Annotated in this window: 24 protein-coding genes; 12 read left to right on the top strand and 12 right to left on the bottom strand. The window is 67.0% G+C overall.

Annotated features, from left to right (window positions below):
* Positions 1 to 123 precede the first annotated feature (123 nt).
* The 5 genes from hutI (at position 124) to GY40_RS08130 (ending at position 5,984) form a co-directional block, all read left to right on the top strand.
* Positions 124 to 1,290, top strand: coding sequence for an imidazolonepropionase (gene hutI / locus GY40_RS08150; RefSeq protein ID WP_211200307.1), 1,167 nt, complete (start codon positions 124 to 126; stop codon positions 1,288 to 1,290).
* Entirely contained in the window at positions 1,287 to 2,819 is a 1,533-nt protein-coding gene (gene hutH / locus GY40_RS08145) for a histidine ammonia-lyase (RefSeq protein WP_038360781.1), read from the top strand. The genes hutI and hutH overlap by 4 nt, the downstream gene beginning before the upstream one ends.
* Entirely contained in the window at positions 2,816 to 3,625 is an 810-nt protein-coding gene (gene hutG, locus GY40_RS08140) for an N-formylglutamate deformylase (protein WP_349236401.1), read from the top strand. Before hutH ends, hutG begins: the two co-directional genes overlap by 4 nt.
* On the top strand, positions 3,622 to 5,289 hold the full coding sequence (hutU, locus tag GY40_RS08135) for a urocanate hydratase (protein ID WP_038360778.1): 1,668 nt from the start codon (positions 3,622 to 3,624) through the stop codon (positions 5,287 to 5,289). The genes hutG and hutU overlap by 4 nt, the downstream gene beginning before the upstream one ends.
* 134 nt (positions 5,290 to 5,423) lie before the next feature.
* Positions 5,424 to 5,984 (top strand): HutD/Ves family protein, encoded by a 561-nt coding sequence (locus tag GY40_RS08130; protein ID WP_038362220.1) that lies wholly within the window; start codon positions 5,424 to 5,426, stop codon positions 5,982 to 5,984.
* A gap of 165 nt (positions 5,985 to 6,149) precedes the next feature.
* Here GY40_RS08130 and GY40_RS08125 read toward each other — a convergent pair whose 3' ends face one another.
* Positions 6,150 to 7,229: a citrate synthase/methylcitrate synthase gene (locus tag GY40_RS08125; protein ID WP_038360775.1), complete on the bottom strand. Its 1,080-nt coding sequence runs from the start codon at positions 7,227 to 7,229 to the stop codon at positions 6,150 to 6,152.
* A gap of 88 nt (positions 7,230 to 7,317) precedes the next feature.
* Here GY40_RS08125 and GY40_RS08120 point away from each other — a divergent pair, with 88 nt between their 5' ends.
* The gene (locus GY40_RS08120) at positions 7,318 to 8,457 is read left to right on the top strand and encodes a citrate synthase family protein (protein ID WP_038362219.1); all 1,140 of its coding nucleotides are present in this window, start codon (positions 7,318 to 7,320) and stop codon (positions 8,455 to 8,457) included.
* Here GY40_RS08120 and GY40_RS08115 read toward each other — a convergent pair.
* The 5 genes from GY40_RS08115 to GY40_RS08095 form a co-directional block, all read right to left on the bottom strand.
* Positions 8,454 to 9,578 (bottom strand): SAM-dependent methyltransferase, encoded by a 1,125-nt coding sequence (locus tag GY40_RS08115; RefSeq protein WP_282568281.1) that lies wholly within the window; start codon positions 9,576 to 9,578, stop codon positions 8,454 to 8,456. The two genes, GY40_RS08120 and GY40_RS08115, sit on opposite strands and share 4 nt — an antisense overlap.
* A gap of 290 nt (positions 9,579 to 9,868) precedes the next feature.
* The gene (locus GY40_RS08110) at positions 9,869 to 10,648 is read right to left on the bottom strand and encodes an ABC transporter ATP-binding protein (RefSeq protein WP_038362217.1); all 780 of its coding nucleotides are present in this window, start codon (positions 10,646 to 10,648) and stop codon (positions 9,869 to 9,871) included.
* Positions 10,645 to 11,418 (bottom strand): ABC transporter permease, encoded by a 774-nt coding sequence (locus GY40_RS08105; RefSeq protein ID WP_038360769.1) that lies wholly within the window; start codon positions 11,416 to 11,418, stop codon positions 10,645 to 10,647. The genes GY40_RS08110 and GY40_RS08105 overlap by 4 nt, the downstream gene beginning before the upstream one ends.
* Entirely contained in the window at positions 11,415 to 11,933 is a 519-nt protein-coding gene (locus GY40_RS08100) for a mismatch-specific DNA-glycosylase (RefSeq protein WP_038362215.1), read from the bottom strand. Before GY40_RS08100 ends, GY40_RS08105 begins: the two co-directional genes overlap by 4 nt.
* Before the next feature lie 112 nt (positions 11,934 to 12,045).
* Positions 12,046 to 13,005: an ABC transporter substrate-binding protein gene (locus GY40_RS08095; RefSeq protein ID WP_248311123.1), complete on the bottom strand. Its 960-nt coding sequence runs from the start codon at positions 13,003 to 13,005 to the stop codon at positions 12,046 to 12,048.
* 239 nt (positions 13,006 to 13,244) lie between these two features.
* Between GY40_RS08095 and GY40_RS08090 the strand changes: the two genes are divergently transcribed.
* Complete coding sequence (locus GY40_RS08090) at positions 13,245 to 14,801, top strand: acetolactate synthase large subunit (RefSeq protein WP_038360766.1); 1,557 nt, start codon at positions 13,245 to 13,247, stop codon at positions 14,799 to 14,801.
* A gap of 166 nt (positions 14,802 to 14,967) precedes the next feature.
* Complete coding sequence (locus tag GY40_RS08085; protein WP_038360763.1) at positions 14,968 to 15,714, top strand: acetoacetate decarboxylase; 747 nt, start codon at positions 14,968 to 14,970, stop codon at positions 15,712 to 15,714.
* 10 nt (positions 15,715 to 15,724) lie between these two features.
* Here the strand turns inward: GY40_RS08085 and GY40_RS08080 are convergent, their stop codons facing one another.
* The 3 genes from GY40_RS08080 to GY40_RS08070 form a co-directional block, all read right to left on the bottom strand.
* Positions 15,725 to 16,771: a histone deacetylase family protein gene (locus GY40_RS08080; RefSeq protein WP_038360758.1), complete on the bottom strand. Its 1,047-nt coding sequence runs from the start codon at positions 16,769 to 16,771 to the stop codon at positions 15,725 to 15,727.
* Between the two features lie 122 nt (positions 16,772 to 16,893).
* Positions 16,894 to 17,499 carry a TetR/AcrR family transcriptional regulator gene (locus GY40_RS28470; RefSeq protein WP_051987660.1) on the bottom strand — a complete coding sequence of 202 codons (606 nt, stop codon included), beginning with the start codon at positions 17,497 to 17,499 and terminating at the stop codon, positions 16,894 to 16,896.
* On the bottom strand, positions 17,496 to 18,674 hold the full coding sequence (locus GY40_RS08070; protein WP_038360755.1) for an acyl-CoA dehydrogenase family protein: 1,179 nt from the start codon (positions 18,672 to 18,674) through the stop codon (positions 17,496 to 17,498). Before GY40_RS08070 ends, GY40_RS28470 begins: the two co-directional genes overlap by 4 nt.
* 237 nt (positions 18,675 to 18,911) lie before the next feature.
* On the opposite strand from GY40_RS08070, the gene GY40_RS08065 reads away from it, so the two are divergent.
* Positions 18,912 to 20,489, top strand: coding sequence for an acyl-CoA carboxylase subunit beta (locus tag GY40_RS08065; protein WP_051987659.1), 1,578 nt, complete (start codon positions 18,912 to 18,914; stop codon positions 20,487 to 20,489).
* 8 nt (positions 20,490 to 20,497) lie between these two features.
* Positions 20,498 to 22,486, top strand: coding sequence for an ATP-binding protein (locus tag GY40_RS08060; protein ID WP_038360752.1), 1,989 nt, complete (start codon positions 20,498 to 20,500; stop codon positions 22,484 to 22,486).
* Between the two features lie 47 nt (positions 22,487 to 22,533).
* Here GY40_RS08060 and GY40_RS08055 read toward each other — a convergent pair whose 3' ends face one another.
* Positions 22,534 to 22,821 (bottom strand): hypothetical protein, encoded by a 288-nt coding sequence (locus GY40_RS08055; RefSeq protein WP_038360749.1) that lies wholly within the window; start codon positions 22,819 to 22,821, stop codon positions 22,534 to 22,536.
* Positions 22,822 to 23,158: 337 nt separating this feature from the next.
* Between GY40_RS08055 and GY40_RS08050 the strand changes: the two genes are divergently transcribed.
* Positions 23,159 to 24,277, top strand: a complete 1,119-nt coding sequence (locus GY40_RS08050; RefSeq protein WP_038360746.1) for a hypothetical protein — start codon at positions 23,159 to 23,161, stop codon at positions 24,275 to 24,277.
* A 122-nt stretch (positions 24,278 to 24,399) separates the two neighbouring features.
* Positions 24,400 to 24,696, top strand: a complete 297-nt coding sequence (locus GY40_RS08045; RefSeq protein WP_051987658.1) for a hypothetical protein — start codon at positions 24,400 to 24,402, stop codon at positions 24,694 to 24,696.
* A gap of 15 nt (positions 24,697 to 24,711) precedes the next feature.
* Here GY40_RS08045 and GY40_RS08040 read toward each other — a convergent pair whose 3' ends face one another.
* A complete protein-coding gene (locus tag GY40_RS08040; protein ID WP_038360744.1) occupies positions 24,712 to 25,668 on the bottom strand; it encodes a succinylglutamate desuccinylase/aspartoacylase family protein in 957 nt (318 codons plus the stop codon).
* 10 nt (positions 25,669 to 25,678) lie between these two features.
* Complete coding sequence (locus GY40_RS08035; RefSeq protein ID WP_038360741.1) at positions 25,679 to 26,500, bottom strand: ABC transporter permease; 822 nt, start codon at positions 26,498 to 26,500, stop codon at positions 25,679 to 25,681.
* Position 26,501: the final 1 nt, after the last annotated feature.

The raw sequence follows: 26,501 nt of genomic DNA, 5'->3' as shown, positions 1-26,501 counted from the left end.
TTTGCATATGCAATTAGATAGCATACTCGCAGCCAAAGGATAGCGGGAGGACGCGACGTGGCGAAGGCGCCGGGCGAAACGCTGGCTTGCGACAAGCTCTGGACGAATGTGCGGCTGGCGACGATGTCGCTCAAGGTCGGCACACCCTACGGCGCCATCGAGGATGGCGTGATCGCGGCCCGCGACGGGCGCATCGCCTTCGTCGGGCCGCGGAGCGAGGCACCGGTTTTCGATGCCGCCGTTTCCATCGATTGCGCGGGTCGCTGGATCACGCCCGGCCTGATCGATTGCCACACCCATCTCGTCTATGGCGGCGACCGGGCGCACGAATTCGAGCTTCGCCTGCAAGGCGCGACCTATGAGGAGATCGCGCGGGCCGGCGGCGGCATCCTCTCCACCGTCAAGGCGACGCGCGAGGCGAGCGAGGACACGCTCTTCGCCTCCGCCGACCGGCGCCTCGCCGCGCTGATGGCGGAGGGCGTCACCACCGTCGAGATCAAGTCCGGCTACGGGCTGGAGCATCAGGCGGAGCTGAAGCAGCTCCGCGTTGCACGCCGGATCGGCCGCGAGCGGCCGGTCACCGTACGCACCACCTTCCTCGGGGCGCATGCCGTGCCGCCGGAATACAAGGGCCGCTCGGGCGACTATGCCGCGCTCGTCGCAGGCCCCATGCTCGATGCCGTCGCGGCGGAAGGGCTGGCCGACGCCGTCGACGTCTTCTGCGAGGGCATCGCCTTCTCGCCGGAAGAGACCAGGACCGTGTTCGAGGCCGCCAAGGCCAAGGGCCTCGCGATCAAGGTCCATGCCGAGCAGTTGTCCAACCTGCATGGCGCCAAGCTCGCCGCCGAAATGGGTGCGCTCTCCGCCGACCATCTCGAATATCTCGACGAGGACGGCGTGATCGCCATGGCCCAGGCCGGCACGGTCGCGGTCGTGCTGCCCGGCGCCTTCTATTTCCTGCGCGAGACGCAGAAGCCGCCGATCGAGCTGATGCGCAAGCATGGCGCGGCAATCGCGCTGGCGACCGATGCCAATCCCGGCTCTTCGCCGCTGACCTCGCCTTTGCTCGTGCTCAACATGGCCTGCACGCTCTTCCGCCTGACGCCGGAGGAGGCGCTGGCCGGTCTCACTCGAAACGCCGCGACCGCGCTCGGCCTTCAGGACGAAATCGGCACGCTCGAAACCGGCAAACGCTGCGACCTCGCGATCTGGGACATCGAACGCCCGGCCGAGCTCGCCTATCGCATCGGCTTCAACCCGCTTCACACCCGCATCTGGAACGGACAATGACCACGGTTTCGCTGAACCCGGGCGCAGCCCGCCTCACCGACTGGCGCGCCGTCCTCGACGGCGCCACGGCCGGCCTCGCCGGCGACAGCGCCAGCTCCATCGCGTCGGGGCAGAAGATCGTCGAGGAGATCGTCGCCGCCGGCACGGTGACCTATGGCGTCAACACCGGCTTCGGCAAGCTCGCCAGCGTGCGCATCGCCGATGCCGACCTCGCCAAGCTGCAGAGCAACCTGATCCTCTCCCATGCGGTCGGCACCGGCCCTGCCCTGCCAGACGGCGTGGTGCGGTTGCTGCTGGCGATGAAGGCGGCAAGCCTGGCGCGCGGCGCCTCCGGCGTGCGGCCGGTGGTGATCGCGGCGCTGACCGGCGCGCTCAAGGCCGACGCCATGCCCGTCATCCCGGCCAAGGGTTCGGTCGGCGCCTCAGGCGACCTCGCCCCGCTCGCCCATATGACCGCGGCCCTGATGGGCTTCGGCGAGATCCGCCTGAAGGGCGAGACCCTGCCGGCGGCCGAGGCGCTGAAGCGCATCGGCCAGACCCCGCTCGCGCTCGGCGCCAAGGAGGGCCTCGCGCTGATCAACGGCACGCAGGTCTCGACCACGCTCGCCATGACCGGCCTTGCGGCCATCGCCCGCGTCTTCGACGCAGCGCTCGTCGCCGGCGCGCTCTCGGTCGATGCGCTGAAGGGCTCCGACACGCCGTTCGACCCGCGCATCCAGACCCTGCGCGGGCAGCCCGGCCAGATCCGCGTCGCCAGAATCCTGCTCGAGCTGATCGCCGGCAGCGCGATCCGCGAGAGCCATCGCCATGGCGACAGCAAGGTGCAGGACCCGTATTCGCTGCGCTGCCAGCCGCAGGTCATGGGCGCGGTGCACGGCCTGCTCGGCAGCGTCGCGGCGACGCTCGGCATCGAGGCCAACGCCGTCACCGACAACCCGCTGGTGCTGGGGCCGGGCGAGATCGTCTCGGGCGGCAATTTCCACGCCGAGCCCGTCGCCTTCGCTGCCGACATGCTGGCCATGGGCGTCTGCGAGATCGGCAACCTCTCCGAGCGGCGCATGGCGCTGCTGGTCGACCCCGTCATGAGCGGGCTGCCGCCCTTCCTCGCCCGCGATGCCGGGCTGAACTCCGGTTTCATGATCGCGCAGGTCACCGCCGCGGCGCTCGCCTCCGAGAACAAGCAGAAGGCCTATCCCGCTTCGGTCGACACCATCCCCACCTCCGCCAACCAGGAGGACCATGTCTCGATGGCGACGCATGGCGCCTTCCGCCTGCTCGACATGGCCCGCAACGCCGCCAGCATCATCGGCGTCGAGTTGATGGCGGCGGCGGAAGCGATCGAGCATCATCGTCCGCTCAAGACCAGCGCGCGGCTGGAGCCGGTGCTCGCCCTGCTCCGCGACAAGATCGCGCCCTTGACCGAGGACCGTTACCTCGCCCCCGATCTCGCGGCAGCGACCGAGCTCGTGCTCTCCGGCGCCATCGGCAAGGCTGCCGGCCTCGACAGCTTTGCGGAGTTCGAGGCGTGATCACCGACATCGTCACCGTCACGCGGGGTTCCTCCCCGCTCATCCTCTCGATGCCGCATCCCGGTACGGCCCTGCCCCCGGAAGTCGCGGCGCAGCTCAACGAGCGCGGCAAGCTGGTCGAGGATACCGACTGGCATATGCGCCGGCTCTACGGCTTCGCTGCGCCCTTCCAGCCCACCATCGTCGAGGCGCAGCTTTCGCGCTTCGTCATCGACCTCAACCGCGACCCGGCTGGCGTCTCGCTCTATCCGGGTCAGGCGACGACCGAACTCGTGCCGAGCACGACCTTCGACGGCGCGCCGATCTGGCAGAATGCGCCGGACGCCACCGAGATCGAGCGGCGCAGTGTGGCCTATTTCCAGCCCTATCATCAGGCGCTGGCTGCCGAGATCGCGCGGGTGAAGGCCGAGCACGGCTATTGCGTGCTCTGGGACTGCCACTCGATCAAATCGGAGATCCCGCGCCTGTTCGAAGGCACGCTGCCGACGCTGAATCTCGGCACGAATTCCGGCGAAAGCTGCGCACCTGGGGTCGAGCGGGCGGCCGTCGCCGCCATGGCCGGCCAGCCCTTCACGCAGATCCTCAACGGCCGCTTCAAGGGCGGCTGGATCACCCGCCATTACGGACGCCCCTTCGCGGGCGTCCATGCGCTGCAGATGGAGATCGCGCTCTCGGCCTATCTCACCAAGGAAGCCGCGCCCTGGGCCTTCGACGCGACGAAGGCCGCGAGCCTGCAGATTGCCTTGTTCGCCATCATCGAAGCCGCCCTCGGCGCGGCCGCTGCCCTCGAACGGAGCCGCTCATGACCCGCCTCGACAACACCCGCACCATCCGCGCCGCGACCGGCACCGAGCTCACTGCCAAGAGCTGGCTGACCGAGGCGCCTTTGCGCATGTTGATGAACAATCTCGACCCGGACGTCGCCGAGAACCCACATGAGCTGGTCGTCTATGGCGGCATCGGCCGGGCCGCCCGCTCCTGGGAGGATTTCGACCGCATCGTCGCGGCGCTGCGCCAGCTTGAAGCCGACGAGACCCTGCTCGTCCAGTCCGGCAAGCCGGTCGGCGTGTTCCGCACCCACAAGGATGCGCCGCGCGTGCTGATCGCGAACTCGAACCTCGTGCCGCATTGGGCGACCTGGGACCATTTCAACGAGCTCGATAAGAAGGGTCTCGCGATGTACGGCCAGATGACGGCCGGTTCATGGATCTATATCGGCACGCAAGGGATCGTGCAGGGCACCTACGAAACCTTCGTCGAGGCCGGGCGCCAGCATTATGGCGGCAATCTCAAGGGCAAATGGGTCCTGACCGGCGGCCTCGGCGGCATGGGCGGCGCCCAGCCGCTCGCCGCGGTGATGGCCGGCGCCTCCTGCCTCGCCGTCGAGTGCAATCCGGACTCGATCGATTTCCGCCTGCGCACCCGCTATCTCGACGAAAAGGCCGAGACGCTCGACGAGGCGCTGGAGATGATCGCCCGCTGGACCAGGAACGGCGAGGCGAAGTCGGTCGGCCTGCTCGGCAACTGCGCCGAGATCCTGCCAGAGATGGTCCGCCGCGGCATCCGCCCGGACATGGTCACCGACCAGACCTCGGCCCATGACCCGATCAACGGCTACCTGCCGAAGGGCTGGACCATGGGCCAGTGGAAACAGGCGCGCGAAGCCAATCCGAAGTCGGTCGAGACCGCGGCGCGCGCCTCGATGCGCGAGCATGTCGAGGCGATGATCGCCTTCCAGGAGATGGGCTTGCCCGTCTTCGACTACGGCAACAACATCCGCCAGGTCGCCAAGGATGAGGGGCTGGAGAACGCCTTCGCCTTCCCGGGCTTCGTGCCGGCCTATATCCGCCCGCTGTTCTGCCGTGGCATCGGCCCGTTCCGCTGGGCCGCGCTCTCGGGCGATCCGGAAGATATCTACAAGACCGATGCCAAGGTGAAGGAGCTGACGCCCGGCAACACGCATCTGCACAACTGGCTCGACATGGCGCGCGAGCGCATCGCCTTCCAGGGCGTGCCGGCGCGCATCTGCTGGGTCGGCCTCGGCGACCGCCACCGGCTCGGCCTCGCCTTCAACGAGATGGTCAGGACCGGCGAGCTCAAGGCGCCGGTCGTGATCGGCCGCGATCATCTCGATTCCGGCTCGGTCGCCTCGCCGAACCGCGAGACGGAAGCGATGAAGGACGGCTCGGACGCGGTCTCCGACTGGCCGCTGCTCAACGCCCTGCTCAACACGGCCTCCGGCGCGACCTGGGTCTCGCTGCACCATGGCGGCGGCGTCGGCATGGGCTTCTCGCAGCATGCGGGCGTCGTGATCTGCGCGGATGGCACCGACGACGCAGCCGCCCGCCTCTCGCGCGTGCTCTGGAACGACCCGGCGACCGGCGTAATGCGCCATGCCGATGCCGGCTACGACATCGCGCTGGACTGCGCCCGCGAGAAGGGGCTCAACCTGCCGGGGATTTTGGGCTGAGCCCACCCGTCATTGCGAGCGCAGCGAAGCAATCCAGGGGCGGCAGCGCTCGACGTCTCCCCCTGGATTGCTTCGTCGCTTCGCTCCTCGCAATGACGGCGGTTGCGACGCGCTCACCTGTCGAGGATCATATCATGCGCATCATCCGCGCTGCCGATTGCAAGGTCATGCCGTGGAAGAACGGCGGCGGGACCACGACCGAAATCGCGGTCGCGCCTGAAGGCGCCTCGCTCGGTGATTTCGACTGGCGGATATCGATGGCCCATGTGGGCGCAGATGGTCCGTTCTCGTCCTTCCCCGGCATCGATCGGACCTTGTGCGTGCTGAGCGGCAACGGCATTCGGCTGGCTTTCGGCGACGGCGAGACGGTTTCACTCGACCGCACCACCCCGCCGTTCTTCTTCGCCGCCGACCGGGCGGTGGACGGGGTTCTAGTGAACGGGGCGATCGACGATCTCAATGTGATGAGCCGGCGCGGCCGCTGGCGGCACCGGGTCGAGCGCTTGTCGGGAGAAGGCTCGCTCCCCGCGAGCGAGGGCCTGCTGGTGCTGCTCGCCCGCAAGAGCGACTGGCTGGTGAACCGCGTGAGCTTGGCAGCCGGCGACAGCGCGATCCTTGACGCGTCGAGGCATGTCGAACTTGGGGTGAGCGGCAGCGAGGCAGAACTCTACGCCGTGTGGCTGACCGCATCATAGATAAGCGCGGGATCCCCTCTCCCGGATGGGAGAGGGGTAGGGGTGAGGGACCGCCGCTCATTATCGGAAGGCAACGGTACCGCTGCGGTTTTGTCCGGCAAGGGCAGGCCCTCATCCCTGCCCTTCTCCCACACGGGAGAAGGGTTCCCCGCGCCCTACCTGAACCTACGCCGCCTGACGCGGCTGCGGGCCGACATAGACCGATTGCGGACGGATCAGCCGGCCGCCGGCGATCTGCTCCTTGGCATGGGCGAGCCAGCCCGTCGTCCGTCCCAGCGCGAAGACGCAGGTGAAGGAATCCGGCGTGAAGCCGAGCGCCTCCAGCAAGAGCGCGGTGTAGAACTCGACATTGGTCTCCAGCGTGCGGTTGGGCTTGCGCTCGCGCAGGATGGCGAGCGCCGCCTGCTCGACCGCCTCGGCCAGCGCGAGGCGCCCGCTATCGGCGCCGAGCCGGCGGATCGCGCCCTTCAACGCATCGGCGCGCGGATCGCGGACGCGGTAGATGCGGTGGCCGAAGCCCATCAGCCGGTCGCCGCGATCAAGTGCGGTTTCCAGCCAGGCTCGGGCATTGCCGGGCGAACCGATCGCATCGAGCATCTCGATCACCGGACCGGGCGCGCCGCCATGGAGCGGACCCTTGAGCGCGCCGATGCCGGCCAGCACGGCCGAGACCAGCCCGGCGCGTGTCGAGGCGACGACGCGGGAGGCGAAGGTCGAGGCGTTGAGGCCGTGATCGGCGACCGTGACGAGATAGGTGTCGAGCGCGGCCGCCTGCTGCTTGGTCGGCGCCTCGCCGGTCAGCATGCGCAGCGTATCGGCGGCCTGCGAAAGCGACGGATCGGGCGCGACCGGCGCAAGACCTTGCCGAAGTCGCAAGGACGCAGCCGTGAAGACGGCCGGCGCCGCCAGCAGCCGCAGCACCGTGCCGACATCCTCGCCATCCGGAATCAGCGCCGTCATCGCCCGGATCATCTCGACCGGTCCGAGCGTCACTGGGACGGCTGCCTTCTGAACGACCGTCTCGAACAAGTCCTGACGCGCCGCGCCGAGCGCCGCCGGCAGATCCTTCATCGCAGGCAGGTCCGGCACGAAGCCGTCAAGCATCAGCGCGGCCATCTCCTCGAAGGAGGTATGGCCCGCGAGCTCATCCAGGCTGTGGCCGCGCATTACCAGCCGGCCCGCCGCTCCATCGACTTCCGAGAGCACGGTATGGGCGGCAACGACATCTTCAAGGCCATCGGACATGGCGGTTCTCCTCAACATCTGAGGCCTTGAAGATTGATAGCTTCACCAGTAGAATCAATCTTGAACAATATAATCAATGTATTTTTCGATGACCGACTGGCTGACGGCGCAACAGGTGATGCAGCGGCTCGGGCTGAAGCCGCAGACGCTCTATGCCTATGTCAGCCGCGGGCTGATCGAGGCGCGCGGCGATGCGGGCGACTCGCGTCGGCGCCTCTACCGGGCCGAGGATGTGGTGCGGTTGGAGCATCGCAAGGCGCGGGGGCGCAAGCCCGCGACAATCGCCGAGGACACGATCGCCTTCGGCGAGCCGATCCTGGCTTCGGGCATCGCCACGATCCAGCGCGGCAAGCTCTGGTATCGCGGGCAGGATGCGGAAAAGCTGGCCGAGACGGCGAAGCTGGAGGATGTCGCAAGGTTGCTCTGGGATTGCGGCTCGCAGCGCTTTCCGCCGCTGTTCACGATCGTGCCGGAAGCGCCGGCGCGGCAGCGGATGTTCGCGGTGATCGCCGCCCGCGCCGCCAGCGACCCGGCCATGGCCGGCCGGACGAAGAAGGCGCTCTATCTGGAAGCCGCTTCCGTGATCGACTCGCTCGTCGACGCCATCGCCGGGCGGCCGGGACAGGGGCCGATCCATCACCGGCTGGCGCTGGCCTGGGGCTGCGACGAACGCGGCGCCGATCTGATCCGCCGCGCGCTCGTGCTGCTGGCCGACCACGAGCTCAACGCCTCGACCTTCTCTGTCCGGGTCGCGGCCTCGACGCGCGCTTCGCTGGCCGCCTGCATCCTGGCGGGGCTCGCGACGCTGTCCGGGCCGCTGCATGGCGGGATGACGCCGCGCGTGCTCGGACTGATGCGCGAGATCGCAAGCGAAGGCGTGGAAATGGCGGTCTCGGCGCGGCTGGCGACCGGCATGCCCCTGCCCGGCTTCGGCCACCCTCTGTACCCCGATGGCGATGCGCGGGCGCGGGCGCTACTCACGGCCTTCTCGCTACCACCGGCCTATGAGGAGACGCGCCGGGCCGTCACGACGCTGACCGGCGAGGAGCCGAATATCGATTTCGTGCTGACGGCGATCGCGAGCGAACTCGGCCTCGCCCCGGATCTATCGTTCCAGATCTTCGCCGCGGCGCGCTGCGCCGGCTGGATCGCGCATGCGCTGGAACAGGGCGAAACCGGACGATTGATCCGGCCTCGCGCCCGCTATGTCGGACCGGAGCCGGGCTAGGCCGGCTCGGCAACCTTCGCCTGCGCAGGCTTGCGCCCAAGCTCGCCCTCGCGCTCTTCGATATAGCCGCGCGTGATCGGCAGGCCGTCGAGCTTTTTCGCGAGCTGGAACTGGAACACCACCAGATCGTCGTGCCGGAAGCTCGCTTCGGAGGCGGCGAGATAGAACTCCCACATCCGGGCGAAGCGCTCGTCATACATCGCCACCGCCTCGTCGCGCCGGGCGAGGAAGTTCTCGCGCCAGGCCTTCAGCGTCTCGGCATAATGGATGCGCAGGACCTCGACATCGGTGATGACGAGACCCTCCTTCTCGATCGCGGCCGCCACCTCCGACATCGCGGGAATATAGCCGCCCGGGAAGATGTATTTGGCGATGAAGGGGTTGGTCGCGCCCGGCGGCGAGCTGCGGCCGATCGTGTGGATCAGCGCGACACCATCATCGGTCAGCAATTCGCGGACCTTGCGGAAATAGTCGCGGTAATAGCCGACGCCGACATGCTCGAACATGCCGACCGAAACGATGCGGTCGAAGCTCTCGGTCAGGTGACGATAGTCCTGCAAGCGGAACTCGACGGGCAGGCCCGACTCGGCTCCGCGGCGCTTCGCGATGGCAAGCTGCTCCTCAGAGAGCGTGATGCCGGTCACGGACGCGCCGGTCTCTCCCGCTATCGAGAGCGCCATGCCGCCCCAGCCGCAACCGATATCGAGCACGCGCTGGCCCGGCTGCAGATCGAGCTTGCCCATGATGTGGCGCTTCTTGGCAAGCTGCGCCTCGGCAAGCGTCATCTCCGGCCGCGCGAAATAGGCGCAGGAGTACTGCATGTCCGGATCGAGGAAGAGCTTGAAGAAATCGCTCTTCAGATCGTAGTGGTGCGCGACATTCCGCTTCGCCAATGTCGGCGTATTGTGCTGGTGGAAGCGGCGCACTGCTGTCCGCAGGCCGTCGAGCGTCTTGCCCCAGCCTTGCGGGCGCGCCTTGTGCACCGCGGCCACCAGCGCATCGAGCAGATCGTAGAGCGAGCCCTGCTCGACGACGACGCGCCCGTCCATCACCGCCTCGCCCAAAGCGAGCTCGGGATTGAGCGCGAGCTTGAGTTCCGTAGGCGTATCGACAATCCGCATCCGCAATCGCGGTGCGCAACCTCGTCCGACGGATTGCAACGTTCCATCGGGGAAAACCACATCGATCCGCGGCTCGATCGCCAGCCGCGACAGCATTCTTGCAACCAGTGAACGCATTGGCCCCACCATTGGCAGTGCCCCCTTGTTGTTCAAAAGATGGCAAGGGAAATTGTCGCCGTAACTCCATTTGCGCGCAAGGCTGCCCCTCGCCTGCGTCATGACAGCGCAGGCAAAGCACACACATCACGCAAGGAAAGCATAGCCACCTCAACCGCTGGTAGTGCTCTCGCTCAGGGATCGGCCGCGATGACCTCAGCCCGGATCTCCTCGACGAGTCGCTCCTTCAGCGTGACGAATTCCGGCGTCGTCTTGATGGTGTACGGCCTTGGATGCGGCAGATCGACCGCGATATCGGCCTTGATCCGCCCTGGCCGCGCGCTCATCACCACGACGCGCGAGCCGACGAAGATCGCCTCCTCGATGTCGTGGGTGACGAAGAGCACCGTCTTCCGCTCGCGCTCCCAGATGCCGAGCAGCATTTCCTGCATCAGGGCGCGGGTCTGGTTGTCGAGCGCGCCGAAGGGCTCGTCGAGCAGGAGGATTTTCGGATCGTTGGCGAGCGCGCGGGCAATCGCCGTGCGCTGCTGCATGCCGCCCGAGAGCTGCTTCGGGAAGTGGTCCACGAAACTGGAAAGCCCGACGCGCGCCGCCCAGTCGCGCGCGATCTTCATGCGCTCCGCGACCGGCACGCTCTTCTCGCGCAGGCCGAAGGCGATGTTCTGCTGCACCGTCAGCCAGGGGAAGAGCGTGTAACTCTGGAAGACGAAGCCGCGATCGGCGCCCGGCCCCGCGACGGGCGCGCCATCGAGCAGGATGCGCCCCTCGCTCGCCGTCTCCAGCCCGCCGATGATGCGCAGCAAGGTCGACTTACCGCAGCCGGAGGGGCCGAGGATGGTGATGAAGTCATTGTCGGCCACATTGAGCGAGGTGGGCATCAGCGCCCGCGTCGGCTCGCCCCCGCGCTGCGCGGGGAAGACCTTGCCGACCTTGTCGATGACGAGCTTGCTCACAGCTTGGCCCACGGAAACAGGCGCTGGTTGACCGCCTTGAACAGGAAATCCGAGATCAGGCCGATCAACCCGATGACGATGATGCCGAAGATGATCTGCCCGGTGTTGAGCAGCGCCTGGCTGTCGGTGATCATGTGGCCGATGCCGGAGGACGAGCCGATCAATTCGGCGACGATGACATAGGTCCAGGCCCAGCCGAGAACGAGGCGGAAGATCTCGGCGATCTGCGGCGCCGCGTTCGGCAGCAGCACGCGGCGCACCACCGAGCGGTCGCTGGCGCCGAGCGTATAGGCGGCATCGACCAGATCGCGCCGGACCCCGCCGACCGCCACCGCGATCATCAGGATGAGCTGGAAGACCGAGCCGAGGAAGATGACGAGCAGCTTCTGCGTCTCTCCGATGCCGGCCCAGAGGATGAGCAGCGGAATGAAGGCCGAGGCCGGCAGATAGCGCGCGAAGGAGACGAAGGGTTCGAGGAACGCCTCGATCGGCTTGTAGGCGCCCATCAGGATGCCGAGCGGCAGCGCCACCACCGCCGCGATGACGAAGCCACCGACGACGCGCCAGATCGTCATCATGATGTCGAAGCTGAAGCCGTAGCGCGTCATCAGGCTCCAGCCCTCGCCGACCATGGTCAGCGGATCGGCCAGGAAGAGGCGCTGGACATAACCGCCGAAGGTCGCGACCGACCAGAGCGCGACGAAGAGCGCGAAGAAGGCGAGGCCGTAGCCGACGCGCGCGCCGCCTGAGACGGGTCTGAGCGGTTTCATGGGGTTTCGGTTCCGGTCATGGCGCGCGCCAGATCTTTCCAGGGTTCGATCGACCAGAAGCCGGCAGCCGCGCCGGAGGTCGATGGCAGGATGAAAATGCCCGAACCGGCGAAGGTGCCGGGCTGCAGGCCATAGGCAATTGAACCGGCAGCCGCTCCCAGCGCCGCCTGCGCCGCACGCTTTCCGTTGAAGGCGACATAACGCGGGCGATGGGCGGCGATCCGCGCACGCAGCCCTTCTGCATCGAAATGGGCGCCGCGCAAGGCCGCATCCGGCCCCGATGTCAGCTTGGCGACATCGGTGAGGCCGATGCCGTAGCGCGGCAGCTCCCGGAAACGCTCCGGGGCGAACCGTTCCGGAATCAGCCCGATCTCGTGGATGACGCTCCAGAACTTGTTGCCCGGCCCGGCATAGTAGGCACCGCGCGCCGCCGAGACGGCGCCGGCCTGCGTGCCGCAGAAGATGACGTGCAAGCCGGGCTCCAGAACATCCGGCAGGACTGCCGCTGTCGTCATGGTCGGGCTTGTCCCGACCATCCACGTCTTCCTTCTGCGAGGGTGGTGTTCAAGACGTGAATGCTCGCCACAAGGGCGAGCATGACGGCGGGCACAGGCCTGGAATATCGCCTCACTTGCCTTCGACGAACTTCGTATCGACCAGCGTGGCCAGATCGGGCTTGGCCTTGATCAGGCCGATCTCCAACAGCAGATCTGCGGCCTTGGCGTTGAAGGCCTGCCAGTCACCGGCGAAGAACTTCCGGTTCCCCTCGGCATCCGACCAGCGCAGATAGGCTGCCGATTTGCCGAACTGCTCGCCGGTCTGCTTCACATCCGCGCCCATGATCTCATAGGCCTTGGCCTGATCGCTCTTGATCATCGCCACAGCCTCGAAATAGCTCTTGGTCAGCGCAGCCGCAGCCTTCTCGTCGGCGAGGAAGGCCGGGGTGCAGCCGAAGGTGTCCATCACCATCGGATAGTCGAGGGTGGTGGCGATGATCTTGCCGGCATCGGGCTTGTCGCGCACGGCCGAGAGATAGGGCTCGTAGGTCAGCGCCGCATCGTTCTGGCCGGCGATGAAGGCCTGCGCCGCCGGACCCGGCTCCATGTTGACGACATTCACGTCCTTCACGGAGAGGCCGTTCTCCTTGAGCATCCAGGCCAGGGCGAAATAGGGCGAGGTACCCGGCGCCGAGGCCGCGACCGTCTTGCCCTTCAGATCCTTGATCGAGGCCGTGGTGTTGCGCGTCACCATGCCGTCGGCGCCGTAGCTCTTGTCGAGCTGGAAGATCTGCTTCGTCTTGATGCCGGCGGCGTCCCAGACCAGCCAGGTCTCGACCGTGGTCGCGGCGCACTGGATGTCGCCGGAGGCGATGGCGAGGTGGCGGTCCTTCTGCGGGATCTTCTTGATCGTCACGTCGAGGCCGTTCTTGGCGAAGATGCCGGCCTCCTTGGCGAGCACCAGCGGCGCGAAGCCGGTCCAGCCGGAAATGCCGATCGCGACCTTCGTCTGCGCCTGGGCCGCGCCCGCCGCCAGGAGCGCCGCGAGGCCGAAGCCGAGGCCGGCACTGACGCGCTTGAAGACTGCCATGATGGAAACCCTTCCCCTGCTTTTTGACTGACCCGTCATCCACGACGCCAGAGCTCGCGGCCGGATGCAACCTTCGTTCCAAATCAGGTTAAATGCCTATGCAAAACCGTCAAGCCGCCGATCACAGCCGCTTGGGGAAGCCATGACATTCTCTCGTTTGACACAGGCTGCGCAATTTCCTCCCCTCACCGTCCGAGGCACATCGCCTCTGTTCTCTTCCAGCCTTCGAGGTTTCCGGGATGAATGGCGCCGACCGCCTTTGCGACACGCTGCTGGTCAACGATGTCGATGTCTGTTTCGCCAATCCCGGCACCTCGGAGATGCATTTCGTGGCAGCGCTCGACCGCAAGCCGCAGATGCGCTGCGTGCTCGGCCTGTTCGAGGGCGTGGTGACCGGCGCCGCCGATGGCTATGCCCGCATGGCCGACAAGCCGGCCGCCACCTTGCTGCATTGCGGGCCGGGCATGGCGAACGCGCTCGCCAACATGCACAATGCCAGGCGCGCCCGCACGCCGATGATCAACGTCGTCGGCGATCACGCCACCTACCACCTCGTCCATGATGCGCCGCTGACCAGCGACATCGAATCGCTGGCGCATCCGATGTCGCATTTCGTGCGCCGCATCGCTTCGGCCGAGGATGTCGGCCCGGCGATCGAGGAAGCCTATGTCGCCTCGCTGACGCTGCCCGGCGTCACCACCGTCATCCTGCCGGCCGATTGCGCCTGGAACAGCGTCGAGCCCGCCGCGCTGAAGCCGGTTAAGCTGCCGGCGCTGAAGAGCGTCGATGCCGCCACGATCCGCGAGGTTGCGGCCGGCCTGCGCCAGCATGGCGCGCGCGCCGCGATCATGCTGACGGGCCTCGCCTTGCGCGAGAAGCCGATGGAAATGGCCGCACGCATCTGCGCCGCGACGGGCGCGCAGATCTTCGCCCAGATGTCGAACGGGCGCATCCAGCGCGGCGCCGGCCGCGTCGCGATCCCCAAGATCCATTATCCCATCGACAAGGCACTCGAGCAGCTCAAGGACGTCGACTATCTCGTGCTGGTCGGCGCGCAGACTCCCGTCGGCTTCTTCGCCTATCCGGGCAAGCCGGGCCGGCTCGTCCATGACGGTTGCGAAGTCACGGCGCTGGCGCAGCCCGGCGACGATCTGCCTGCCGCGATCACCGCTCTCGCCGAGGAGATGGGCGCGACGAAGACGGCGCCGGCCTTCATCGCGCCGCCGCGCAAGGAGCAGCCCGGCCTGCCGACCGGCCCGCTCGATGCCGACAAGGTCTGCAGCATCGTTTCGACGCTGTTGCCGGAGAACTGCATCATCTGCGACGAATCGGTGTCCTCCGGCCGGATGTTCTATTTCGACTGCCACAGCGCGCCGCAGCACGACTATATCCAGCTCACCGGCGGAGCGATCGGCGAAGGCATTCCGCTCGCCGTCGGCGCGGCCGTGGCCTGCCCCGACCGCAAGGTCATCGGCATGCAGGCCGATGGCTCCGGCATGTACACGGTGCAGGGGCTATGGACGCAGGCGCGCGAGAATCTCGACATCGTCACCGTCGTCTTCGCCAACCGGACCTACCAGATCCTGCATGGCGAGATGCGCGCCGTCGGCGTCAATGATTTCGGCCGCAACGCCACGCAGATGCTCAATATCGACGAGCCGGCGCTGGATTGGGTGATGATGGCCAAGGGCATGGGCGTGGAAGCCGCCCGCGCCACCACGGCCGAGGAGTTCACCAGCCTGTTCAAGGCCGCGCTGGCCAAGAAGGGGCCGTTCCTGATCGAGGCTGCGATCTGAGAGGCCGTTCGAGAAACACGCCCTTCACCCCCAACAACAGGTCTCGGGGTGGAGGGCCATTTTTGCGCGAGCCGTGAGGAGGGGCTTCCCGTTTCGTCCGGTCACCATCAATCTGTCGCAGTGCCCCTGCCAGAGTTGCGGCTGATTTCGAGAAGGAGCGACCAGCATGAACCGGGACGAGATCCTCAAAGCGCCGTCGATGCCGGTCTTCAGCCCGAGCTACCCGCATCCGCCGAACCGCTTCATCAAGCGCGAATACCTGATCATCACCTATGAAACCGACCCGGAGGTGATCCGCGCGGCACTGCCCGAGCCGCTCGAGCCCGCGCCCGGCAACCTCGTCTTCTACGAGTGGATGAAAATGCCGGATTCGTCCGGTTTCGGCGATTACGAGGAAAGCGGCACCGGCATCCGCGCGCTCTACAAGGACGAGCCCTGCAACTTCTCCGTCCAGATGTATCTCGACGACGAGCCGCCCATCACCGGCGGACGCGAGATCTGGGGCTTCCCCAAGAAATACGGCGTGCCGCGGCTCAAGGTCATGAAGGACACGCTGACCGGCACGCTGCACTATGACGGCGAGCGCGTGGCCATGGGCACGATGACCTACAAGCACCGCAGCCTCGAGAACCAGCTCGACAAGGTTCGCGACGGCATCGCCGGCCTGAACGTCAACCTGAAGCTGCTTCCCGATGTCGACGGCTCGCCGAAAATCGCGCAGCTCGTCGGCTATAACCTCACCGACATCACCGTGCATGGTGCCTGGGAGGGCGAGGCAAGGCTACACCTCATCCCTCACGTCAATTGCCGGGTCGCCGATTTTCCGGTGCGCCGGATCGTGAGCGCCCGCCACCAGGTCGTCGACTTCACCTTGCCCTATGGCCGGGTGCTGCACGACTACCTGGCGACGTGACGCCGGCGCGTTATCCCTTGAACCCGCCCAGGAACGCGTCGAGGCAGTCGCCGATCGCCTCGATGGCGTAGCCGCCCTCCTGCACGACCAGCGTCGGCAGGCCGAAGCCCTTCACCTGCCGGCCAATCGTACCGAAATCGCTCGCTTCCAGCTTCAGCACGCCGATCGGGTCGTCCTTATGGGCGTCGTAGCCGAGCGCCACGACCAGCACCTCAGCCCCGAAATCGCGGATCGCCTTGCCGGCGCGGTCGACCGCCGCCTGCATCTCCGCCCCGCCCGCGCCATGCGCCAGCGGCAGGTTGAGGTTGAAGCCCTCGCCCGGGCCATTGCCGCGCTCGTCGTCATAGCCGGTGTAGAAGGGATAATAGTTCGCCGGGTCGGCATGGACCGAGATCGTCAGCACATCGTCGCGGCGATAGAAGATCTGCTGCGTGCCGTCGCCGTGATGGGCGTCGACATCGAGGATCGCGACCTTGCCGAATGTCGAGCGCAGGCGCTGGGCGGCAATCGCCGTGTTGTTGACGTAGCAGAAGCCCGAGGCGCGATCGGCGCGGGCATGATGGCCGGACGGACGGCACAGCGAATAAACCGCGCGCTCGCCGGCAAGGATCGCGTCGGCGCCGGACACGGCGGTCTCGGACGAGCGCAAAGTCGAATGCCAGCAATGCTCACCGATCGGCACGGAGAGATCGCCGAGATACCAGCCGAGCTGCCCGATGAAGCCGGTCGGGCGGCAAGGCGGGCGGACATCTTCGTCCGGACGCCCGCTCCAATAAGGGAAGGTGTTCGGCCAGACCTCCGGACCACGCTCCGACGGAAGCTCCTGCCAGCGCCGCCAGGCACTCCGCAGGAAATCGACGAAGCCCTCGTCATGGATCTTCAGGATCGGCTCGACGCCATGCTCCGCCGGCCGCTCCGGAGTGATGCCATGCTTCGCCAATGCGCCGAGCAGCTTTTCCGTCCGTTCCGGCAGGTCCTTGGGCGCGACGACCTTGCCGAAGCGCATATATTGCTGGGGATCATGGAGCGCCTGGTCGGGGTGGTAGAAGGCACGCATCGGCTGGCAAATCCTCTAGGCTGAGCCGCCTCGACAGCGGCGGTCACGCCGCCATCGTAGCAAGCTGCCCGGGCATCGCCAGTCGTTCCGCGCCGGCCGCCCCTGCGTTGGGGACGAAACGCTCAAGCGCCCGCAGGCGAGATCAGTGCCGCGAATTCGCGCGCCAGCGTCGCGATGTCGTGACGGTCCGGCCGGTACCAGTCGGTCGAGCCGTTGAGGGCGCCGAGCAGGAAATTGCGCAGGACGTCCGGAGCGCGCTCCGCCGGCAGCGCACCAGCCTGCTGCAGTTCGGCGATCAGGCGCCGCCAGACCTCCTCATAGGCGCGGCGCACGGCGCGCACGCTCTCCGGCGCAGGCACAGCGCCGAAATTGAAGACCTTGATGCTGGCGCTGGTGTAGTCGCCATGGCCATGCAGCGCCGCCAGATGCCCGCGGATCGCCGCCTCCAGCCGCACGCGCGGAGCCGCGCCTTCCGTCTCAGCCAATGCGGCGACGACACCCTCATGCACAAAGCGGACGCCGTCATTCACCACCGCCTCGACGATCTCCTCCTTCGAGGCGAAGTGGTAGTAGAGGCTCGCCTTGCGGATGCCGACCGCCTCGGCGATCTCGCGCAAGGTCGTCTGGTGGTAGCCGCCATTGCGCAGCAGCCGCGCGGCGTGGTCGAGGATCTGGCGGCGCGAGCCGCCCTCGGCCCGGGTCGCGTCCTTGTCCGCCGCGACACTCACAGCCGCTTCGCGACCTCTTCGAGCATCACCTCGGTGGCGCCGCCGCCGATGGACTGGACGCGGGCGTCGCGGGTCATGCGCTCGATCGCGCTTTCGCGCATATAGCCCATCCCACCGTGGAACTGCAGGCAGTCATACATGACCTCGTTGACCAGCTCGCCGCAGTAGGCCTTGACCATCGAGACTTCGCGGGTGGCGTCGAAGCCCTGCGCGTCCAGCCAGGCGGCGTGGTAGACGAGCTGGCGCCCGGCCTCGACCTTGCCGGCGAGCTCGGCGAGGCGCTGGCGGATCGCCTGCTTCTCCCAAAGCGGCGCGCCAAACGCTTTTCGCGTCTTCACATAGTCCAGCGTCAGGTCGATCGCAGCCTGCGACTCGCCGATCGCCATGGCGCCGATGACCGTGCGCTCGTTCTGGAAGTTGCTCATGATCGCGTAGAAGCCGCGCCCCTCCTGCCCGAGCAGGTTTTCGGCCGGCACGCGGCAATCGACGAAGGAGAGCTCGGCGGTATCCGAGGAGCGCCAGCCATGCTTGTCGAGCGCACGCGAGACCGTGAAGCCGGGCGTGCCCTTCTCGACGAGGAAGATGGAGACCGATTGCGAGGGCTTAGCCGCCGGGTCGGTCTTGGCTGCAACGCAGTAGAGATCGGCATGGACGCCGTTGGTGATGAACATCTTGGCGCCGTTGAGGATGTATTGATCGCCCTCGCGCCGCGCGGTGGTGCGGATGCCCTTCACGTCGGAGCCGGCGTCCGGCTCGGTGACGGCGACCGCGACGATCTTCTCGCCGGCGATGATGGCCGGGAGGTACTTGTCCCGCTGCGCCTTCGAGCCGGCATTGGCGATGTGGACCGAGGCCATGTCGGTGTGAACCAACGCGGTGATGGCGACGCCTGAGAAGGTCGAGCGTCCCAGCTCCTCCGCCAGCACCACCGTCGCGAGCGTGTCCATCTCCGAGCCGCCATACTCCGCCGGGTAGCGGATGCCGAAGAAGCCGAGCGCGCCCATCTTTCTGAGCACCTCGCGCGGGACGAAGCCGTCCTCCTCCCATTTCAGGGCGTGCGGCTTGATCTCGGCCTCGACGAAGCGGCGGACCTGATCGCGCAGCGCCTCGTGCTCCTCGGTGAAATAGGGCGAACGACGGGCGCCTTCGCCTGCAAGTTTCTCGACGGCCGACATGGCTTCCTCCCTGCTTGACCGCAGCGCCGCGATCTGACTACCTACCGGACGGTAGGTGAATGTCACGGCGAGATCAAGACGCGGCATTCACCTTGGATCGACGGCCCCCGTCATTCCGGACAAGCCGCGACAGCGGCGCCGATCCGGAATCCATCGTAGCGCACAATGCCCTTCGATGGATTCCGGGCCTCCGCTTCGCTGCGACCGGAATGACGGCGACCTTGGAGGAGTGCGTCCGTGCCTGAAACAGCATCGCAAACCGCGACGCCCCCTTCCCCGCTCTCAGCCATGCTGGAGACGTTGCGCCAGCGTCACGGCCTCGTCGCGCAGGGCGGCGGCGAGAAGCTGCGCGCGCGGCATGAATCCCGCGGCAAGATCATGGTGCGCGAGCGCATCGACCTCTTGCTCGACCCGCAGACGCCCTTCCTCGAACTCTCGCCGCTCGCGGCCTACGGGCTCTATGGCAACGAGGTGCCGGGCGCCGGCATCGTCACCGGCATCGGCATCGTCGCGGGACGGGCCTGCGTGCTGATCGCCAATGACGCGACGGTGAAGGGCGGCTCCTTCTTCGCCGAGACGGTGCGGAAGCACCTGCGAGCACAGGAGATCGCCGGGGAGCATCGCCTGCCCTGCCTCTATCTCGTCGATTGCGGCGGCGCCTTCCTGCCGGAGCAGGATCGGGTCTTCCCCGACCGCGACCATTTCGGCGGCTCCTTCTACAACCAGTGCCGGATGTCGGCGGCAGGCATCCCGCAGATCTCGATCGTCTTCGGCGGCGCGACGGCCGGCGGCGCCTATATTCCGGCGCTGTCCGACCAGGTGATCATGGTCAAGGGCACCGGCCGCATCCATCTCGGCGGCCCGCCGATCGTGAAGGCGGCGATCCACGAGGTCGTCGATGGCGAGACGCTGGGCGGAGCGGAGATGCACACGCTGGTCTCCGGCGTCAGCGACCACCTCGTCCAGACCGAGATGGAGGGGTTGGCGAAGCTGCGCGAGATCGTCGGGGCGTTGGGTGAGATCGGCAAGGTCACGCCGCCGCCGCAGGCTCCCGTTGCACCGAAGCTCGACCCGGCTGAACTCATCGACATCGTGCCGACCGATCTGCGCCGGCCCTATGACGTCCGCGAGGTGATCGCGCGCATGGTCGACGACAGCGCCTTCAGCGCCTTCAAGCCGGATTACGGCGCAACCCTCGTCACCGGCTTCGCCCATATCCACGGCTATCCCGTGGGCATCCTCGCCAATAACGGCGTGCTGTTCTCGGAAAGCGCCATCAAGGGCGCGCATTTCATCGAACTCTGCGACCAGCGCCAGATCCCGCTCCTGTTCCTGCAGAACATCACCGGCTTCATGGTCGGCACCGAGGCCGAGCGCGGCGGCATCGCCAAGCATTCGGCCAAGCTCGTCTATGCCGTCTCGAATGCGCGGGTGCCGAAATACACCGTGCTGATCGGCGGTTCCTATGGCGCCGGCAATTACGGCATGTGCGGTCGCGGCTTCAGGCCCCGCTTCCTGTTCTCCTGGCCCAATGCCCGCATCGCGACGATGAGCCCGGAGGTGGCGGCGACCGTGGTGACGGAGCTGCGCCGGCAATCGCTCAAGGGCTCGGGCGACGAAGCGGCCATCGCCGATCTCGACAGGCGCACCCGCGCCCAGTTCGAAGAGCAGAGCGATCCCTATTACGCCACCGCCCGGCTCTGGGACGACGGCATCATCGAGCCCGCGCAGACGCGCGACGTGCTCGGCCTGTGCCTCGCGCTCTCGGCCGGCGAGACGCGCGATACCGGCCCGCGGCCGGTCTACCGGATGTGAGCGGCGCCATGTTCGACACGCTCCTCATCGCCAATCGCGGCGAGATCGCCTGCCGCATCATCCGCACCTGCCGCAAGCTCGGCATCCGCACCGTCGCGGTCTATTCCGAGGCCGACAGGGATGCGCTGCATGTCCGGCTCGCCGACACGGCTGTGCCGATCGGCCCGGCGCCAGCGCGCGAGTCCTATCTGCGCGCCGACCGCATCATCGATGCCGCGCTCAAGACGGGCGCGCAGGCGATCCATCCGGGCTACGGCTTCCTGTCGGAGCGGCTCGACCTGATCGCCGCCTGCGAGGCGAACGGCATCGCCTTCATCGGCCCTTCCGCCAGCGCCATCGAGGCGATGGGGGACAAGATCCGCTCCAAGCAGATCGCGCGCAACGCCGGCGTGCCGGGCGTGCCCGGCTATGACGGCGCCGAGCAATCGCCCGAGACATTGAAGCGCGAGGCGCTGCGCATCGGCCTGCCGGTCATGGTCAAGGCCTCGGCCGGCGGCGGCGGCAAGGGCATCCGCAAGGTCGAGGCGGAGGTCGATCTCGACGCTGCCATCGCGACCGCGAGCCGCGAAGCGGAGTCCGCCTTCGGCGATGGGCGGCTGCTGATCGAGAAATTCGTGACACGGCCGCGCCATGTCGAGGTTCAGGTCGCCGGCGACAGGCGCGGCAACATCGTCCATCTCTTCGAGCGCGACTGCTCGGTGCAGCGCTCGAACCAGAAGCTTCTGGAAGAGGCGCCAGCCCCCAATCTCAAACCGGAAGCCCGCGCGGCGCTGCACGGTCACGCCCTGAAGCTCGCCCGCGCCATTGCCTACGATAATCTCGGCACCGTGGAGTTTCTCGTCGATGCGATGACGCAGGAGGTGTTCTTCCTCGAGATGAACACGCGGCTGCAGGTCGAGCATCCCGTGACCGAGGCGATCACCGGGCTGGATCTGGTCGAATGGCAGATCAGGATCGCCGCCGGCGAAACACTGCCACGCCGGCAGGACGAGATCACCTGCACCGGCCACGCCATCGAGGCGCGGCTGACGGCAGAGCGGGCCGAGGAAGGCTTCCGCCCCGACACCGGGACGATCGCGCTGTGGCGCGAGCCCGAGGGCGTGCGCATCGACAGCGGCGTCGAGACCGGCAGCACGGTCTCGCCCTTCTACGATTCGATGCTCGCCAAAATCATCGCCCATGGCCCGGATCGCGATGCGGCGCGGCGCCGCCTCGCCGACAGCCTCGACCATATGACGGTGCTCGGCCCGGCAACGATCCGTCCCTTCCTGGTCGATGCGCTGCGCCAGCCGGTCTTCGCGCGGGGCGAGGCGACGACATTGTTCATTGGCGAGACCTGGCCAGGCGGCTGGCGACCGAGCGCCGAAGACAGGCAGTCGCGCGACGCGCTGGCTGCCGCGATCTGGCTTGCCGCTGTCAAACCGACAATGGCAGGCCCCTGGGGAGCGCTGGCCGATTTCCGATTGCTCGGAACGGCCGGAAAGCCCGGCGCGAGCCATCTCGCACTGACCCATGGCGAGCACAGCAAGCGGATCAAGATCGAGAGCCTGGGCGACGTCTTCCGCGTCGTCACGCAAGATGGGGCCACGGAGGTCTCGGTCGCGGTCGGCGCCGATCCGACCCGCTGGCCGGTGCTGCTCGACGGCCAGCGCCTGACGGTCGATGCGGTCCGGGACGAGGCCGGCGTTTCCTTGCGCTGGGGGGCGTTCGAGGGGCGTATCGGCATCGCGCTCGCGGTCGCCGCGGAGGCGGCAGCGCGCGAGGGTTCCGGCGGTGCCGGCGACGCAGTGCGCGCGACCATGCCGGGAACCGTCGCCGCGATTCATGTCCGCGAGGGTGACAGCGTCACGGCGGGACAGGTCGTCGCCGTGCTCGAATCGATGAAGCTTTTCATCGATCTCAAGAGCCCGGCGGCAGGGATCGTGGCGCGGGTCGCGGCCAAGCCGGGCATGACGGCGGCGGCGGGCGAGCTTTTGATCGCGCTTACGCCGGGCTGACGCCGCGAATGGAGGAGGGACGGATCTCCCTCCTCCCGAAGCGCGGCTCAGTTGCAGCCGCAGCCATGGCCGAGCCCACCGAGCAGGCCGCCGACGATGCCGTTCTTGCTGACGATCGCCTTGACCGGCGCGACGATGCCGACCTTGTTGCCGCTGGCGATCGGGCTGCCGCTCAGCACGCTGACATTGTTCAGCGCATTGACCTGAATGCCGGAGACGGCCGCCGTCACAGGGGCCAGGACGCCACCCAGCAAGGAGCCACCGCCGCGGCCACCGGCCATGGCAGGCGAGATGCCGAAAGCTGCAACCGTAGCGAGTACAAGCGCGTACTTCATATCACTCTCCCAGTTGTCGCTCCGGGGATCGAAGCGATGAAGCACGTATAAGTTGCATTTTATCGGAGCGGCAACCTTATCCATTCATTAACCATACTTGCTAGCGTTAACATTGCGCCACGCAGCGATGCCATGAATACAATAAATACTAACTTCTTTCACCAAACCCACTTCATACGCCGACTATTACGTATAAATTCACTAATATACAATTCATTAAACATAATCATCTATCTATACGTCGAAAATTGAGGGCGATATGAAAAATATTGCGCTGTTTTCGATGATAGCCCTGCATCTATCGGGCGCAGGAGCGGCCCTTAGCGCAGAGAACACTGTGCAAAGCGCGGAGAGTTCGGTCGCGATCGTCGGGCTGCGCGGCGGTTTCGACAGCAATCCCTCCGGCGTCGAAGGCGAGAAGGGCAGCCCCGTCGCCACCGTCTTTGCAACCTGGGATTATCTCAACGGCACGATCCAGGACGGCTACGGCCTCAACCTGGCGTTGGTGGAGACGCAGTACGACCCACGCAACCTCGCAGCGGCGCGCAGCCACTCCCTGACCCTGAAGCACGGCATCACCCTCGGCGAAGCGACGGTGATCCAGTCCTCGCTGGCCGCCAGCGCGGAGCAGAGCTGGTCACGCCGCAAGAGCAGCCTCGCCTGGCGCGAGCGCATCGACCACGCGCTCGGCCCCTTCCGCCTCTTCGCCAGCGGCGAGGCCCGCGTCACGGCGCTGAACGAGCGCAACGTGTTCAATCTCGGCGACTTCCTGCCCTGGGACGAGAACTTCACGACGCTGTCGGGGACGACCGGCATCGCCTGGAAAGCCGGGCAGACCGAGATCGGCGTCTCGTTCAGCGCAGCGCAAGTGCGCTTCGTCAACGGCATGGACTATATCGGCTTCCGTCGCGACCATAACCGGCTGCAGCCGAACCTGTTCTTCTCGACCATGATCGGCGAGGCGTCGCTGGAGGGTTCGGTGTCGCCGTTCCGCGCGAGCTTCCCGGACAAGGATTTCGAGACGGTCGACAGCCTGCTCTATACCGCCAAGCTCCGGCTGCCCTGGCAGCGCTTCACCCTCGAGCTCGGCTCCAGCCGCAGTGTCGAGGACACGACGCTGCCCTTCACGGTCATCGACCTGGTGACGGCGCATGAGGCGAAGCTGACCGCGAGGATCGACGAGCACAATGCGGTGAGCCTCGTCGCCCGCCGCAAGACCGACGACTATGTCGGCCTCGACGCCCGCTCGGACCAGAAGGGCATCGGCCTGGAGTATCAACGCGCCCTGGGCGAGGGGCTGATCGCGACCGCCTCAGGCGGCTGGCGCCGAACGAAGGAGACGGGGCTGACCCCGGTCGATTCCTTCAACCTGCTGCTCGGGCTGCAGAAGCAGATCGACCTGAGCCGGAGCACACCCCTCGCCAAGCCCGACCAGCCGACGAAGGCGGGAAGCTGACAGGCAATGGCGCCGCTTTTCCGCCGCCTTCCGATCAGCCCCTGTTCACCTCGACGCTGCTAGAACCGCCCACAGGACTTCGCCCACGCGTCTCGTGCGTGAAGCAGCGGAAAGGAAGCGCCATGTCGCGTCACAAGCTCGCCCTCTCGGTTTTGCTCGGTGCCGTGTTGCTCTCCGCCATTCCGGTCCGGGCACAGTATTACGAGCCCTACCGGCCGGCGCCGCCATCCTATGACGATGAGGATGAGGCGCCGGTCCGGCCCTATGGCTACGGCTATGGCCGGCGCTATTACCGCCCGGCCTATGGCAATCTCTGCGTCACCGGCCGCGGCGAATGCCCGACGCCGCCGCTGCCTTACGGGTCGAGCTGCGGCTGCTATATCCCCGGCTTCGGCAACAAGCGCGGCATCGTCCAGTAAACGGCGCCGCCGCCGTCAGGCCTTGCGGCGGCTCTCGCTGCCAAGGTAGCAGATGCCCTCGCCCGGCTTCGCCTTCGGGTTCGGGAAGATGATGAAGCCGTCGCGCGGCATGGTGACGACGGTGCCGTCGGCGCGGCGTGCGATCGGCGTGCCCTTGGCCACGCGGTCGCCCGTCTTCCAGGTGCCCTCCACGCGGTCGCCCTCGGCCTCGCAGATGACGAGATCGTCCATATGGACGACGGTGCGCCTCGCGGAGGCGGGCGCCGCCTCGTCGGTCAGCCCGAGATGGGCGAGCACGTTGCGGATCGCCCTGTAGCCGACCTCGACGGACGCCGGATCCTCGTGCCGACCGCATTCCAGCGTCACGCCGTAGCCGCCCGCGAAACGCATGAACTCCGTCGTGCCGAAGCCTTCGGTCACGGCGAGGCGCGGCAGGTTCAATCGCTCGCGCGCCGCGATCAGCCGGACATAGATGTCGAGCCAGCCATGGATCATCAGATCGACGCCGAGGCTGGCGGCGAAAGCCATTTCGGCAGCCGCATGGCGGAAGGGTTCGAGCTCGCCGCGATTATCCTCCGGCCCGAAGAAGACGAAGGGCACGCCCTCGCCGCTGAAGGAATGCACGTCGAGCAGCATGTCGTGCTGGCGCAGGATGCCGGAGAGCCGGTTGCCGATCCGATCCTCGTTGTCGCCGGGCTGCGGCCGCTCGCGCAGGTCGCGATTGAGGTTGCGGTCTCCTTCCCGCGTGTTCTGGCGATAGGCCTTGGGATTGGCGACGGGCAGGAAGGTGACCTCGCCGCGCTGGATCGCGACACGGCCGGCGCGGCAATCCTCGATCACCCGGGCGATGGCGTTCGGCCCGCAGGTCTCGTTGCCATGGACGGCGCCGAGGACGAGGAGCTTCGGCCCCGCCTTCAGGCCATGGAAGCGGATGGTCTCGAGCGGCGGGTCGATGAGGTCTTGAGCGGTCATAGGTCTATCGTCAGGCTTTGCGAAGTTGTGAGTGCGGATCGAGGATGTCGCGCAGGCCGTCGCCTAGCAGGTTGAGGCCGAGCACGGTCAGAAAAATCGCGAGGCCCGGAAAGATCGAGATCCAGGGCGCGGTCGAGATCTGGTCGCGCGCGTCCGAGAGCATCGAGCCCCAACTCGGGAAGGGCGGGCGGATGCCCAGGCCCAGGAAGGAGAGCGAGGCTTCCGCCAGCACCGCGCCGCCCATGCCGAGCGTGCCGATGACGATGATGGGGCCTGCGACATTGGGCAGGATCTGCGTCAGCATGATCCGGAAGGTGCCGTAGCCCAATGAACGCGCCGCCTCGATATAACCGAGCGACTTGACCGAGAGGGTCGCAGCGCGGGTCAATCGGCAGGTGAAGGACCAGTTGGTCAGGCCCAGCGCGATCAGCAGGCTGGTGAGGCCGGGGCTCAGGATCGCCATGATCGCCAGCGCAAAGACGAGCGAGGGGATGGCGAGCATCATATTGGTCAGGCCGTTGACGAAATCGTCCCACCAGCCGCCCCAGTACCCAGCCGTCAGCCCGAAGGCGACGCCGATCATGGTGTTGATGAGCTGCGAGACGATGCCGACGGTCAGCGAGATGCGGGCGCCGTAGAGCACGCGGCTGTAGATATCCCGGCCCTGCGCATCGGTGCCGAACCAGAACTCCGACCCCGGTGGGATTTCGGCGTTCATCAGATTGGCGTCCATCACCGGATCGGTATGGGCGAACCAGGGGGCGAGGACGCCGCCGACGACTACGGCTGCGAAGCAGGCGCCGCCGATCCAGAGATTGGCACGGAACTTCATG

It is taken from the genome of Allobosea sp. UNC402CLCol (assembly GCF_000745475.1).
Taxonomy (GTDB): domain Bacteria; phylum Pseudomonadota; class Alphaproteobacteria; order Rhizobiales; family Beijerinckiaceae; genus Allobosea; species Allobosea spartocytisi.
The sequence above is the reverse complement of the archived record's forward strand: the minus strand, read 5'-3'. Positions and strand labels throughout refer to the sequence as shown.